The organism is Aeromicrobium sp. S22, assembly GCF_009661045.1.
GTDB classification, from domain to species: Bacteria; Actinomycetota; Actinomycetes; order Propionibacteriales; family Nocardioidaceae; genus Aeromicrobium; species Aeromicrobium yanjiei.
The window spans coordinates 173,110-187,084 of sequence record NZ_WJWV01000003.1; the positions used below are offsets into that span (position 1 = coordinate 173,110).

Annotated in this window: 11 protein-coding genes and 1 tRNA gene; 9 read left to right on the forward strand and 3 right to left on the reverse strand. The window is 70.5% G+C overall.

Annotated features, from left to right (window positions below; translation table 11 throughout):
- The first annotated feature begins 25 nt into the window (after positions 1-25).
- On the forward strand, positions 26-1,492 hold the full coding sequence (locus tag GEV27_RS13800) for a class I SAM-dependent methyltransferase (RefSeq protein WP_309222254.1): 1,467 nt from the start codon (positions 26-28) through the stop codon (positions 1,490-1,492).
- Positions 1,493-1,531: 39 nt separating this feature from the next.
- On the opposite strand, the gene GEV27_RS13805 is transcribed toward GEV27_RS13800, so the two are convergent.
- Both GEV27_RS13805 and GEV27_RS13810 read right to left on the reverse strand, forming a co-directional pair.
- On the reverse strand, positions 1,532-2,026 hold the full coding sequence (locus GEV27_RS13805; protein WP_153651467.1) for a GNAT family N-acetyltransferase: 495 nt from the start codon (positions 2,024-2,026) through the stop codon (positions 1,532-1,534).
- The gene (locus GEV27_RS13810; RefSeq protein ID WP_194839934.1) at positions 2,023-3,237 is read right to left on the reverse strand and encodes an MFS transporter; all 1,215 of its coding nucleotides are present in this window, start codon (positions 3,235-3,237) and stop codon (positions 2,023-2,025) included. The genes GEV27_RS13805 and GEV27_RS13810 overlap by 4 nt, the downstream gene beginning before the upstream one ends.
- A gap of 135 nt (positions 3,238-3,372) precedes the next feature.
- Between GEV27_RS13810 and topA the strand changes: the two genes are divergently transcribed.
- The 6 genes from topA (at position 3,373) to GEV27_RS13840 (ending at position 12,084) form a co-directional block, all read left to right on the forward strand.
- Entirely contained in the window at positions 3,373-6,078 is a 2,706-nt protein-coding gene (topA, locus tag GEV27_RS13815; protein ID WP_309222255.1) for a type I DNA topoisomerase, read from the forward strand.
- 62 nt (positions 6,079-6,140) lie between these two features.
- Entirely contained in the window at positions 6,141-8,243 is a 2,103-nt protein-coding gene (locus GEV27_RS13820) for a hypothetical protein (protein ID WP_228765270.1), read from the forward strand.
- Between the two features lie 101 nt (positions 8,244-8,344).
- Entirely contained in the window at positions 8,345-8,758 is a 414-nt protein-coding gene (locus tag GEV27_RS13825; protein WP_153909564.1) for an MmcQ/YjbR family DNA-binding protein, read from the forward strand.
- A 10-nt stretch (positions 8,759-8,768) separates the two neighbouring features.
- On the forward strand, positions 8,769-9,410 hold the full coding sequence (tmk, locus tag GEV27_RS13830) for a dTMP kinase (RefSeq protein WP_153651472.1): 642 nt from the start codon (positions 8,769-8,771) through the stop codon (positions 9,408-9,410).
- Positions 9,407-10,558, forward strand: coding sequence for a DNA polymerase III subunit delta' (locus GEV27_RS13835; RefSeq protein WP_153651473.1), 1,152 nt, complete (start codon positions 9,407-9,409; stop codon positions 10,556-10,558). The genes tmk and GEV27_RS13835 overlap by 4 nt, the downstream gene beginning before the upstream one ends.
- Positions 10,555-12,084 (forward strand): alpha/beta hydrolase, encoded by a 1,530-nt coding sequence (locus GEV27_RS13840; protein WP_309222256.1) that lies wholly within the window; start codon positions 10,555-10,557, stop codon positions 12,082-12,084. The genes GEV27_RS13835 and GEV27_RS13840 overlap by 4 nt, the downstream gene beginning before the upstream one ends.
- Positions 12,085-12,202: 118 nt before the next feature.
- On the opposite strand, the gene GEV27_RS13845 is transcribed toward GEV27_RS13840, so the two are convergent.
- On the reverse strand, positions 12,203-12,499 hold the full coding sequence (locus GEV27_RS13845; RefSeq protein WP_194840008.1) for a chorismate mutase: 297 nt from the start codon (positions 12,497-12,499) through the stop codon (positions 12,203-12,205).
- Positions 12,500-12,586: 87 nt separating this feature from the next.
- On the opposite strand from GEV27_RS13845, the gene GEV27_RS13850 reads away from it, so the two are divergent.
- Both GEV27_RS13850 and GEV27_RS13855 read left to right on the forward strand, forming a co-directional pair.
- A tRNA-Thr gene (locus GEV27_RS13850) sits at positions 12,587-12,662 on the forward strand.
- 365 nt (positions 12,663-13,027) lie between these two features.
- Complete coding sequence (locus GEV27_RS13855; RefSeq protein WP_153934865.1) at positions 13,028-13,972, forward strand: alpha/beta hydrolase fold domain-containing protein; 945 nt, start codon at positions 13,028-13,030, stop codon at positions 13,970-13,972.
- Positions 13,973-13,975 lie beyond the last annotated feature (3 nt).

Sequence of the window (13,975 nt, forward strand, 5' to 3'; positions counted from 1 at the left end):
TTCGTGCGTCTGGGAGGCTGGGGGAGTGATCGACGACCAGCACGTGCCCCCGCTCCGCGACGCCCTGACCCGCGCCAACTTCACGGTCGACGCGGTCTATGCGCTCCTGGGCGACGACGCCCATCGTGCCCTCGGGCGCAACCAGACGACCCCTGCCCTCCGTGCGACCCGTGGGGGTGGTGATCTCGCCACCCTCGTGCGGCTCTTCGCGCTGCAGGCGCCGGTCGACCGGGCGCGCGCCGACGCGGCGCTGCCGGGCCTGGTGGAGCCCCTTGCCGCGGCGGACCTGCTCGCGGTGTCGGGCGACGAGGTGCGTGCGCTCGTCGACATCCGGCCGTACGGCGACGAGGACCACGACTGGTGGATCGTGTGCGACCCGACGTCGGGCCTGGACGGTCGCCAGGCGCCCATGGATCCCTCGTACGTCCTCGGGATCAGCGAGGCGTCCTCCTCGCTCGCGCAGCTCACGATCCGCCGCCCGGTTGGACGCTCGCTCGACCTCGGCACGGGCTGCGGCGTGCAGGCGCTGCACCTCGCGCAGCACGCGAGCGAGGTCGTCGCGACCGACGTCAACCCGCGAGCCCTGGCGATGGCGCGCCTGACCGCGGCGCTCAACGGCGCCGACATCGACGTCCGCGACGGCAGCCTCTTCGAGCCCGTGGCCGGCGAGACCTTCGACCTGATCGCGACCAACCCGCCGTTCGTGATCTCCCCGCCCGGCAGCCAGGTGCTGGTCTACCGCGACTCCGGGATGCCGGGCGACAGCGTCGTGCGGCACCTGGTCGAGAACGCCGCGACGCACCTCGACGAGGGCGGCTGGTGCCAGATCCTCGCGAATTGGGCCCACCACCGCGGCGTCGACTGGCAGGACGACCTCGGCCAGTGGCTCGACGGCCAGCCCCTGGACGCCTGGATCCTGCAGCGCGAGCTCGTCGACCCGGCGGCGTACGTCGAGATGTGGCTCGCGGACGCCGGGCTCGCCGGCACCGCCGACTACGTCCAGCGCTACGACGCGTGGCTGGACTGGTTCGAGGCCGAGGGCATCGAGGCAGTCGGCTTCGGGTGGCTCAGCCTGCGCAAGACCTCGAAGGAGCCGGTGCGCCGCCTCGAGGAGTGGACCGGGGAGATCGCGCAGCCGGTCGGTCCGGCCGTCGCCGCGTGGGGCGACCGGGTCGACGCGCTGCGCGGCATCGGCGACGTCGAGCTGCTCGACCGGACGTTCCGCCAGGCCATCGACCTGGTCCAGGAGACACGTGGCGCCGCGGGAGCCGATGACCCGGAGAGCATCGTCATCCGGCTCCAGCACGGCGTGCGCCGCGTGCGCCAGGTCGACACCGTCGAGGCTGGACTCGTCGGTGCGAGCGACGGTGACCTCACCTCCGGGCAGATCCTGGACGCCCTGGCCTCATTGCTGGGCCGGGACGCGGGTGAGCTCCGCAGCACGTACGCCCCGGTCGTCCGCGAGCTCGTCGAGGAGGGCTTCCTGGTGTGACCCACGGCAGGCGGCCGTCGTGGCGCACACGATGCTCCGTCAGCGGTCGAGATCGAGCTGCATGACGGTGAGGTCGAGCCAGCGGCCGAACTTCGACCCGACCTGCGTCAGCACGCCGGCGGTCCGGAAGCCGCGCCGCTCGTGCAGGCCGACCGAGAGGGTGTTGGTCGACTCGATCATCGCGACCATGCGGTGCAGACCGGCCTCACGTGCCCGCGCGATCAGGGCGTCGAGCAGGATCGAGGCCAGGCCCCGGCCCTGGTGCGACGACCGGACGTAGAGCGAGTCCTCGACCGTGTGGCGATAGCCCGTCTTCGGCCGCCAGGGGCCGTACGACGCGTAGCCGACCACGGCGCCCTCGATCTCGACGACCAGGACGGGGAAGCCTGCCGACAGGCGTCCCTCGAGCCAGGCGCTGCGCTCGGCGAGATCGGTCTCGGTCTCGTCCCAGATCGCCGTGGTGTCGCGGACCGCCTCGTTGTGGATCGCGAGCAGGTCGGCGACATCGGACGGCGCGGCGTCGCGCAGGATCATCGCGACACCCCCTCGATCGTGGCCATCTCCGGGGTGGGACGCCAGCGGGGGACCATCTGCGCGATCAGCACGACGACGGCGATCGCCGTCGCGATCGAGCCGCCGATCACGAAACCGCCCCAGGCGCCGACGCCGTCGATGCCCGCTCCGATCACGGGAGAGCTCGCCGCCCCGCCGATCGTGTACGCGGTGCCCTGCCAGCCCATCGCCTCGCCGCGGCGCTCCTCCGGGACGAGCTTGGCGATCCACTCGGCGGCCGCGGTCATCGTCGGGGCGCACAACAGCCCGGCCGGGATGACCAGCAGCGACAGCGACACCACACCGCCGGCGAGTCCGACCGGGATCGTGGCGACTCCCAGCGCGAGCAACAGGAACGTCGGACGGACCGACCGGGTCAGCGAGCCGTAGACCAGTCCGCCGACGAGTGACGACAGACCCCATGCGCCGTACGCGATGGCGACCGAGCCGACCTCGTCCAGCTCGCGCAGCTCGGCCACGACACCGAGGTCGGTGCCGAACAGGGCTGCCATCGCGCCGCCGGACAGGAGGAAGAGGAACACGAGGGGCGCTGACACGAAGGAGGTCGAGGCAGGTGCAGGTGCGGTCTCCTCCGTCGCGGGCGCCGCGGTCACCGACCGCGTCGGCGGGTCGAGCACCAGGAAGATCACGCCGGCGACGACCTCGCACGCGCCGATCGCGTACAGCGCCGCGGCGGCGCTGACCTGGGTGACCAGCAGCGCACCCACCGCCGGGCCGATGATGAAGCTCGCCTCGGCGACGATCGAGTCGGCCGAGAACGCGGTGCGCCGCTGACGCTCCTCGACCATGACGCTCAGCGACAGCCGCACGATCGAGAAGATCGGGATGAGGAAGAGTCCCATCAGCACCGAGATCGGGACGAGCCACGCGTACGTGGCGATCGTCGCGAGGGGATACAGCAGCCCGATCATGACGATCGAGGGCACGATCGCGCGGCGGATGCCGAGCCGGTCGATCAGTCGTCCGCGCCACGGCGAGCCGATGCCGGCACCGATCGTCGTGGCCGCGGCGATGACACCGGCCTGCTTGTAGTCGCCGCCCAGCTCGTCGACGACGTACAGCGTCAGGACCAGAGGTGCGGCGAGCGCGGGGATGCGAGCGAAGAAGGCGGCGACGAACAGGGCCCGGACCTTCCGGTCGGCCCACAGCTGCGCATACCCGGAGAACCCCACGCGTCCCATTGTTTCACTCAGCACGGACAGCCAGGACCGTCCAAGCCCGGTCGAGGCCCCGGGGCACGGCGGTGGATTCTGTCTTGACAGCACGCGCTACGGTGACCACCGTCTGACCAATCAGGAGAGAACACCGTGACCAGTCTCGTCATCGTCGAGTCCCCCAACAAGGTCCGCAGCATCGCGGGCTACCTCGGGGACGGCTATGTCGTGGACGCCTCCGTGGGCCACATCCGCGATCTTCCGCGCGGTGCCGACGAGGTGCCGGCCGCCTTCAAGGGCGAGTCCTGGGCGCGTCTCGGCGTCAACATCGACTCCGCGTTCGAGCCGATCTACGTCGTCTCCGCGGACAAGAAGTCGCAGATGACCAAGCTCAAGAAGCTCCTCAAGGACGCCGACGAGCTCGTCCTGGCAACAGATGAGGATCGCGAGGGCGAGGCCATCGCGTGGCACCTCTACGACGAGCTGAAGCCGAAGGTGCCGGTCAAGCGCATCGTCTTCAACGAGATCACCAAGGACGCGATCCAGTACGCGATCGCCCACCCCCGCGACATCGACATGGACCTCGTCGACGCGCAGGAGGCCCGCCGCATCCTCGACCGCCTCTACGGCTACGAGGTCAGCCCTGTGCTGTGGAAGAAGGTCATGAGCGGCCTGTCCGCGGGCCGCGTCCAGTCGGTCGCGACGCGCCTGGTCGTCGAGCGCGAGCGTGAGCGGATGGCGTTCCACGTCGCGTCCTACTGGGACCTCGAGGCGACGTTCGACGCCGGCGAGGGCTTCGACCCGCAGCGGTTCCCGGCCAAGCTGTTCAGCCTCGACGGCAAGCGCATCGCCTCGGGCAGCAACTTCGACAACACCGGCGCGCTGACGTCCGACAAGGTCGCCCACCTCGACGAGGCCCAGGCCGGTGCCCTGGCCGACGCGCTCGCCGACCAGGCGTTCACCGTTCGCTCGGTCGAGGAGAAGCCCTACACACGCCGCCCCTACGCGCCGTTCCGCACGACGACCCTGCAGCAGGAGGCGTCGCGCAAGTTCGGGTTCGGGGCCGCCCGCACGATGCAGGTCGCCCAGCGGCTGTACGAGAACGGGCACATCACCTACATGCGCACCGACTCCACGACGCTGTCGCAGACTGCGCTCGACGGTGCCCGCGCCCAGGTGCTCGAGCTGTACGGCAAGGAGTACCTGCCGGAGAAGCCGCGGGTCTACGCCAGCAAGGTCAAGAACGCGCAGGAGGCGCACGAGGCGATCCGGCCCGCCGGCGAGTCGTTCAAGACGCCCAAGCAGACCGGCCTCAGCGGCGACGAGCTGCGGCTCTACGAGCTCATCTGGAAGCGCACGATCGCCTCGCAGATGAACGACGCCAAGGGCAACTCGGTCTCGATCCGCATCGGTGCGACCGCCACGACCGGCGAGGACGTCGTCTTCAGCTCGTCGGGCCGCACGATCACGTTCTACGGCTTCCTCAAGGCGTACGTCGAGTCCAACGACGACGCGGAGGCCGAGGGCGACGACCAGCAGATCAAGCTGCCGAACCTGTCGCAGGGCCAGACCGTCACGGCCGCCGAGCTCGGCAAGGCCGGCCACGAGACCAAGCCCCCGTCCCGCTTCACCGAGGCCTCGCTCATCAGCGAGCTGGAGACCCGCGAGATCGGTCGCCCGTCGACGTACGCGTCGATCGTCGGCACGATCCAGAACCGTGGCTACGTCTACAAGAAGGGCACCGCCCTGGTGCCGGCGTGGATCGCGTTCTCGGTCATCCGGCTCCTGGAGCAGCACTTCCCGCGACTCATCGACTACAACTTCACCGCCGAGCTCGAGGACGTCCTCGACGAGGTCGCCAACGGTCGCGAGGACCGGCTCAACGTCCTCACCGGCTTCTGGACCGGTTCGGGGGAGGGCAACACGGGCCTCAAGCGGCTGATCGAGAACCTTCCCGACATCGACGCGCGTGGCCTGGCCACGTTCCCGATCGGCGAGGACATCGACCTGCGGGTCGGCCGCTACGGACCGTACGTCGAGGGGCCGCCGTACACCGAGGACGCCGAGGGCAAGAAGGTCCCGACGCGCGCCAACGTGCCCGACGACCTGCCGCCGGACGAGCTGACCCTCGACAAGGCCAAGGAGCTGCTGTCCTCGCCCACGGGCGTGGAGAAGGAGCTGGGCAAGCACCCCGAGACCGGTCTGATGATCACGGCCAAGAACGGCCGCTACGGGCCCTACGTCACCGAGGCGCTGCCGGACGACGCCAAGAAGGCCGACAAGCCGCGCACCGCGAGCCTGTTCAAGAGCATGGATCTCGACACTGTCACGCTCGAGCAGGCCGTGCAGCTGCTCACCCTGCCGCGCGTGGTCTACGTCGACGAGGACGGCACCGAGGTCACGGCCCAGAACGGCCGCTACGGTCCCTACCTCAAGAAGGGCACCGACTCCCGGTCGTTGGAGCGCGAGGAGCAGCTCCTGACGATCACCGAGGACGAGGTCCGGGCGATCTACGCGCAGCCCAAGACGTACGGGCGCAAGGCGGCGGCCGCACCGCTCAAGGAGCTCGGCAACGACCCCGTCAGCGGCGCACCCGTCGTCGCGAAGGACGGCCGCTTCGGCATGTACGTGACCGACGGCGAGTACAACGCGACCCTGCGCAAGGACGACTCGCTGGAGACGCTGACGCCTGAGCGGGCGTACGAGCTGCTGGCCGAGCGTCGGGCCAAGGGGCCGGCCAAGAAGGGCGGCAAGAAGACCGCCAAGAAGGCCACGAAGAAGACGGCGGCGAAGAAGACGACCAAGAAGCCGGCTGCGAAGAAGACCACGGCCAAGAAGACGACGACCAAGAAGGCCTGACCGGTCGGGGGTCCTCCGCCTTACAGTGGGGGCGGGCGTCTGTCCCTGACCGGAGGACCGTCGTGAGGATCCTGTCGCGTGCACTTCTCGTGCTGGGCTCGGTCGCGCTCCTGGTCGGCCTCGTGGCCGGGGTCGTCAACCGCCAGGTGCTGGACGGCGGCCGGTTCGCCGGGCACGTCGACGCTGTCCGGGAGGACCCGCAGGTGGCCCGCCAGGTCGGCCTCCTCGTCACCGAGCGCATCCTGGCGCAGGAGCCGGACCTCACGGGTCTGCGGCCGCTGCTGGAGTCCGCGTCCGCAGCGCTCGTCGCCAGTCCCGCGCTCGGGCCCGTCGTGCGCGGCACGGTGGCCCCGCTGCACGACGCCCTGACGTCCGACGACGACGGCCAGGTCATCCTGCGGCTCGCCGACGTCGGCGCGCTGCTGGTCGCAGCGATCACGACCCTCGCACCGCAGACCGAGGCGGCGATCCCGTCCGACCTGGACGTGACGCTCGCGTCGATCGGTGCGCAGGAGTTCACCGGCGACCTCATCGGGGCGGCCGACGACGTGGCCATGCTCGCCGAGGTGCTGCCCGTCCTGGGGCTGTTGATGCTCGTGGCGGCGGGGGCGCTCGACCGGCGCGGGTGGCGCGGGGTGGTCCGGGCGACAGGGACCGGCGCGCTGGGCGCCGCGGGCGTCCTGGTGGTCCTGCTGCTGGTCGCGAGCTGGTGGGCGTCGCGGCTCGAGGACGACTCGATCCGCGATGCGCTGGTCGGCGCGGCCTGGCGTGAGCTCGACGGCTCGTTCTGGGCCGTGGCGGGGGTGGTCGCCGCGGCCGGACTGCTGATGCGGGTGGTGGCGAGCCCTGGCCTCGACCTCGATCCGGCGACGCTCGCCTCACGGGGGTGGCGGACGCTCTCCGTCGCCGGCACGACGCCCCGGACGGAGCTGTTCCGCGGTGGGGCCCTGGTGCTGGTCGGCGGGCTCACCGTGATGCGCCCCCTGCTGGTGCTCTCGCTCGTGGGAGGCATCGCCGGACTCGTGCTGGTGCTGATCGGCGTCCGGTCGCTGCTGCGGGTCGGCGTCGCCTGGTGGGTCGCGCGACGCCCCGACCGGGTCCGGCGGGACCGTCGGCGTCTCGTCGACCGGGCCGGACCGATCGCCGCGCTCGCAGGCGCGGCGGCGCTCGTCGCTGCGTTCGTGGTGGGGGCGTGGCCGGCAGGTCGCGACCTCCCGGCGTTCTCGGCCACGGACGGCACGGCCTGCAACGGCCACCGCGAGCTCTGCGACCGCAGGTTCGACGAGGTCTCCTACGCCGGCACCCACAACTCGATGGCCGCGGCCGACCAACCCGGATGGTTCCTGGCCGAGCAGCCCTACGGCATCCTGCGTCAGCTCGACGACGGCATCCGGGTGCTGTTGATCGACAGCTGGAACGGCCAGCGCACCCAGCGTCCAGACGTCATCGCCAATGCCGGCGTCGACCGCAAGAAGGCGCTCGCGGAGGCCAGGGCCACGTACGGCACCCGCGTGCTGGAGAGTGCGCTGCGGGTCCGCGACGCGCTCGACCTCACGCCCACCGGTCCGGTCCGCCCGTATCTCTGCCATGCGCTGTGCGAGCTCGGCTCGACGGACTGGGAGCCGCTGATGGCCCAGGTCAAGACCTGGCTGGACCGACACCCGCGCGAGGTCGTGACCTTCTTCGTGCAGGACGAGGTGTCGCCCGAGGACACCGCCGCCCTGGTCAAGCGCGCGGGCCTCGCGTCGTACGTCCACACACCGGTCGAGGGGCAGCCGTGGCCGACGCTCGGCGAGATGATCGACTCGGGCCGACGGGTGGTCTTCCTGCTGGAGAACGCCTCCGGAGGGCCCGAGAACCCGTGGCTCATCGACGCGCGCACGGCGGTCCAGGACACGCCCTACTCGTTCAGGCGGCCCTCGCAGTTCACCTGCACGCGGTTCCGGGGGCCGGCAGACGCCTCCCTGTTCCTCGTCAACCACTGGCTGAGCAACTTCGACTCCCGCGTCACGGACGCCGCGAAGGTCAACGCGGAGGACGTCCTGGGGCCCCGGCTGAAGGCGTGCGAGGCGGAGCGGGGCCAACGGCCCAACTTCGTGGCCGTCGACTACTACGACCGGGGCGATCTCCTCGGCGCCGTCGACCGGCTCAACGGCGTCTCGTGAGCAGCGGGCGGCGTCGCGGTTCGCCGCGTCCGCACGCAGAGATCACGCTGACCTCGGGCGAGCGGCAGGAGGGTGTCGGCGCCGGGTCCTAGGGTGGTCGGATGGCGGACGTCCCTCCTGATCTGCTCGACCGGGTCCGGTCGATCTGTCTCGCGCTGCCCGAGGCGTACGAGCAGCAGGCCTGGACCGGAGTCCGCTGGCGCGTGCGGGGACGCACCTTCGCGCACGTCCTGACCGTCGACCCGGACTCGTCGTCGACGTTGCGCACGGCGTTCGGCGTCCAGGGCGAGGCGACCGCCGTGACGTTCCACGTGCCGGCCGAGGAGCTGCTCGCGTTGCGTGAGACCGGGCACCCGTACTACGCACTCGGCTGGGGCCGCAACGTCATGGGCGTGCATCTGGGGCCGTGGACCGACTGGGACGAGGTGGGCGAGCTGCTCACCGACAGCTACTGCCTGCTCGCCCCACACAAGCTGGTCGCCCGCGTCCACCGGCCCTCACCCCACGCCGACTAGGCTCGACCCCATGGATCCGCTCTTCACCGACACCGGAGTTTTCCTCGCTCTGGAAGGCGGGGAGGGCGCCGGCAAGTCCACCCAGGCCGCACTGCTCGTCGAGTGGCTCGAGGGCCTCGGCCACGACGTGCTGCTGACCCGCGAGCCGGGTGGCACGCCGGTCGGTGCGATCCTGCGCGGGATCGTCCTCGACAACGGCACGGGCGAGCTGTCGCCCCGTGCCGAGGCGCTCATCTACGCCGCCGACAAGGCCGAGCACGTGGACAGCGTGGTCCTGCCTGCGCTCGCCGCCGGGGCCGTGGTGCTCACCGACCGCTACGTCGACTCGACCCTCGCGTATCAGGGGGCCGGTCGTGACCTTGACTTCGCCGAGCTCGAGAGCGTCGCGCGCTGGGCGACGTCCAACCTGCGGCCGCACCTGACAATCGTGCTCGACATCGACCCGGCGATCGGCCACGCCCGGTTCGAGGGCGCCGACCGCATGGAGTCCGAGCCGCTCGAGTTCCACCAGCGGGTGCGCCGGCACTTCCTCGATCTGGCTGCCGCCGACCCCGACCACTACCTCGTCGTGACCGGCGGCGGCACGCCCGACGAGATCCACCGCACGATCCGCGAGGCCGTCGAGCCGTTGCTGAAGCAGGTCGACCGATGACCGTGACCGACGTGTGGACCGACCTGGTCGGCCAGGAGCCGGTCGTGGAGACGTTGCGCTCCGCGGTCGCCTCGGCCGGCGGCGAGGGCCGCTCGATGACCCACGCGTGGCTGTTCACGGGGCCGCCGGGCTCCGGCCGGTCCAACGCGGCCCTCGCGTTCGCTGCTGCGCTCCAGTGCGAGCAGGGCGGCTGCGGGCACTGCCACTCGTGCACCAGCGCCCGCGCCGGCAGCCACCCCGACATCACGGTCATCACGACCCAGGGCCTGACGATCGGTGTCGACGGCATCCGCGAGTACGTCCGGGCGTCCTCGCTGCGGCCAGCCCTCGGCCGTTGGCAGGTCCTGGTCGTCGAGGACGCGGACCGGCTGACCGACCAGGCCGCCGCGGCGCTGCTCAAGGCGATCGAGGAGCCGTCCAAGCACACCGTGTGGATGCTCTGCGCGCCCTCGGCCGAGGACGTCATGATCACCCTGCGGTCCCGTTCGCGCTCGGTCGTCCTGCGCACGCCCGGCACGGCCGCGATCGCGCGGCTGCTCGTCGAGCGTGACGGCATCGAGCCCGAGATGGCGCAGGCCGTCGCTGCGGCGTCCCAGGGCCACATCGGCCGGGCCCGGGGCCTGGCCCGTGACAGCTCGGCCCGCGAACGACGTCGCGCGATCTTGTCGATCCCGGTCTCGATCCACGGGCTGGGCGACTGCATGGCCGCCGCCCAGCGCATCAGTGACGAGGCCACGGCCCGTGCGGCCGACTTCTGCGACGCCGCCGACGAGCGCGAGCTGGCCGATCTGCGCCAGGCGTGGGGCGTGGAGGAGCGAGGCCGCCGTCCGGCCGGCTTCGCCGGAGCGGTGTCGGCGCTGGAGAAGGACCAGAAGCGTCGCCGCACCCGCCTGACCCGCGACGGGATCGACGGGGTGCTGCTCGACCTGCTGTCGTTCTGCCGCGACGTCCTGACCGTCCAGTGCGCGACCGGCATCGACCTGGTCAACGCCGACGTCGCCGCCGACGTCGCCGAGATGGCCCAGGTGTGGACCCCCGAGTCGACGATCGGCGCCATCGATGCCATCGTCGAGTGCAGGGAGTCGTTGACCGCCAACGCGGCCCCGCTCCTCGCCCTCGAACGCATGATGATGGGACTTCGCCGGTGACCCGTGCACGTACGACCCTCGTGGTCGCCACCGTCCTCGCCCTCCTCGTCGGCATCGCGGTCTACGCCGCGTTCGCGACCCGCGACGACACCAGCTTCTCGGCGCCCAAGCCGGTCGACGCGCCCGCGCCCAAGGGGCTGGAGAAGTTCTACGACCAGAAGGTGAGCTGGAGCTCGTGCGGCGACGCGGAGTGCGCGTGGGTGACGGTGCCGATCGACTACGTCAAGCCGGACGGTGACACCACCCGCATCCGGGTCAAGGTCCACCCCGGCAAGGACGCCACCCGCAGCCTGTTCGTCAACCCCGGCGGCCCCGGCGGGTCGGCCCTTGACTTCTCCGATCGAATGGTCGAGCAGCTGGGGTCGAGTGTCCGCGACATGTACGACATCGTGGGCGTCGATCCTCGTGGCGTCGGTGAGAGCTCGCCCCTGAAGTGCCTGCCGCCCAAGGAGTTCGACAAGTTCGTGGCCACCGACCCCGATCCCGACGACGACGCCGAGATCACGGCGCTGCGCAAGAGCTCGGAGACCCTCGGCGAGGCCTGCCTCGCCAACTCCGGCCCGCTCGCGGCCCACGTCTCGACGGTCGAGGCGGCCCGTGACATGGACGTCGTCCGGGCCCTGCTCGGTCGCAAGAAGCTCGACTGGTTCGGTGCGTCCTACGGCACGCAGCTCGGCGCGGTCTACGCCGAGCTGTTCCCCGACAAGGTGGGCCGCATGGTGCTCGACGGTGCGGTTGACCCGACCCTCGACGCGGTCGGCAGCAGCTTCGCCCAGACCACCGGCTTCCAGCGCGCCCTCGAGGCGTACGTGAAGAGCTGCGTGAAGCAGTCGAACTGCCCGCTCGGCGACAACGCCGAGGCCGGCATGGCCAAGATCGCCACGCTGCTCGACCAGCTCGACCAGAAGCCGCTCAAGCTCCCCGACGGCCGCGAGCTGACCGAGGGCAATGCGTTCTACGGCATCGCCGTCACCCTCTACGACCAGCAGACCTGGGACTACCTCACGCAGGCGCTGCGGGCCGCGTTCGACGGTGACGGCTCGGTGCTGATGGCCCTGTCCGACGCCTACTTCGAGCGCAACCAGGACGGCTCCTACGCCACCAACGGCGGCCAGGTGATCTACGCGGTCAACTGCCTCGATGCGGGCGGCAAGGGCCTGACGGTGGACGAGACGAAGGCCGAGCTGCCGCGCTTCGAGAAGGCCTCACCTGTCTTCGGCGCCTCGTTGGGCTGGGGCGCGCTGGGCTGCAGCGACTGGCCGATCAAGGCCACCAACCCGTTGCCCGACATCGATGCCAAGGGCGCTCCGCCCATCCTGGTGATCGGCACGACCCGCGACCCCGCGACGCCCTACGAGTCGGCGCAGGCCCTCGCTTCCCAGCTCGACTCCGGCGTGCTGCTCACCCGTGAGGGCGACGGCCACACGGCGTACGTCTCGGGCAACAAGTGCATCGTCAAGATCGTCGACAACTACCTGGTCAAGGGCAAGGCGCCCAAGAACGGCACGGTCTGCAAGGAGTCCTGACCGCCGCCCGGCAGCCGGGCCGGGCTTGCGGGCCGGCGGGCACGGCGGGGGACCGATCTTTCTGCGTTTCGGTAGCCAGGACTGCACGAACGCCGAGAGATCCGTCCCCTTGGCGCGGCTAGCTGCGCGCGCTCTCGTGGTGGCGGATGACCTCGGCGATGATGAAGTTGAGGAACTTCTCGGCGAACGCCGGGTCGAGATCGGCGTCGATCGCCAGGGTCCGCAAGCGCGCGATCTGACGCTCCTCGCGGGCCGGATCCGAGGGCGGCAGATCGTGCTCGGCCTTCAGGCGACCCACGCGCTTGGTGTACTTGAACCGCTCGGCCAGCACGTGGATGAGGGCGGCGTCGATGTTGTCGATGCTCGCGCGGATCTCGTCGAGCTCTGCCTGCGTCGTGTCGGTCACGGGTGAGATTCTACGGTGACCGGGGTGGTGCGCGGCTGCCACGACCACCCGGTAGACTCTCCTCTTGGTTCGACGGGCGATCCCCGGCGGACCTTGGCCGCCTTAGCTCAGTCGGTAGAGCGTTTCACTCGTAATGAAAAGGTCGTCGGTTCGATTCCGACAGGCGGCTCCACCGCAGGTCTGTGACCTGCAGCGAAACAATGGCTACTGCCATTGGAAATCCCGTGGGACTCCCCGGTGCAACGGCGAGCTCGCCGCGATGCTCATTCCGTCGGCTCATCCCCGACTCGTCCGTCGTGGCCCGCGCGAGGCGTGTGATCGCGCAGGTGCACGGGGGATGTTGCGATGCCGGACGACGAGTGAGGGTTCTCGCGCCCCCAATGGTCATCATCATTGTAATGAATAAGACATCTGGGCTAGATTGCGTGAGATGTTCGCCGTGAGTCGCAAGAAGTTCGCCCCGCCGGAGTCGAGAGCACGGCGGGTGGATCGCTCAGCCGCAGGAGTGCTGGCCCGCGAGCACCGGAGGTTCATGCCATGACATCTCTGTCGTACGATCCCGAGATCAAAGCCGTGCTGGAGCAGGCGGCTTCCGCTGGTCGCCCCGCACCGCCGGCCCGCGGGGACTGGGAGACGCTGCGCGCCCGCACCGAGATGCTGATGGCCGCGGTGGCGCCAGCGGCCCGCCCGCCTTCGGTGAGCGTTTCGAACTACTCGACCACGACCTGGGACGGCGACGAGCTCAGCCTGCGCTGGTACACCCGGGCGGGCTCGACCCCTGGCTCCGCCGTGGTCTATTCCCACGGGGGAGGGTTGGTGTGCGGCACCCTCGATCTCTACGACGCGATCATCTCCCGGTACGTCGAGTCCTCCGGAGTGCCGTTCCTCGCAGTGGAGTACCGGCGCGCACCGGAGGCTCGCGACACGAGCCTCACCAGGGATGTGTTCGCAGCGATCGTGTGGCTGCACGAGCACGCGAACGATCTGGGAGTCGATCCTGACCGTGTCGCCGTCATGGGTGACAGCGGCGGCGGCGCCCCTGCTGCCGGCGCCGCGATCATGGCGCGCGACCACGGTGTGCCGTTGGCACGCCAGTTGTTGATCTACCCGATGCTCGACGACCGCAACACGGTCCCGGACCCGACATTGGAGCCCTTGGCGACCTGGACGTACGACAACAACTTCACCGGATGGAGTGCGCTCCTGGGCGAAGCGATCGGTACTGAGGACGTCTCCGAGCTGGCGGCCCCGGCTCGGGCCAAGGATCTCAGTGGAGTCGCGCCCGCGTACTTGGACGTGGGGGAGCTCGACATCTTCCGAGACGAGACGATCAACTATGCCCGTCTGCTCAGCGCCTGCGGAGTCTCGGTCGAGCTGCACGTCCACCCCGGCGCGCCCCACGCGTTCGAGGGGTTGGCTCCCGGTGCGGCGGTCTCGCAGCGGGTGCTGGAGGACCGGAACTGGGCCCTCACATCGTTGTAGCAG

Excerpts from the sequence above, each read along its gene's own strand:
- GEV27_RS13805 (WP_153651467.1), bottom strand. The coding sequence starts at position 2,026 with ATGATCCTGCGCGACGCCGCGCCGTCCGATGTCGCCGACCTGCTCGCG.
- GEV27_RS13825 (WP_153909564.1), top strand. The coding sequence starts at position 8,345 with ATGGCGGACGTCCCTCCTGATCTGCTCGACCGGGTCCGGTCGATCTGT.
- tmk (WP_153651472.1), top strand. The coding sequence starts at position 8,769 with ATGGATCCGCTCTTCACCGACACCGGAGTTTTCCTCGCTCTGGAAGGC.
- GEV27_RS13835 (WP_153651473.1), top strand. The coding sequence starts at position 9,407 with ATGACCGTGACCGACGTGTGGACCGACCTGGTCGGCCAGGAGCCGGTC.
- GEV27_RS13855 (WP_153934865.1), top strand. The coding sequence starts at position 13,028 with ATGACATCTCTGTCGTACGATCCCGAGATCAAAGCCGTGCTGGAGCAG.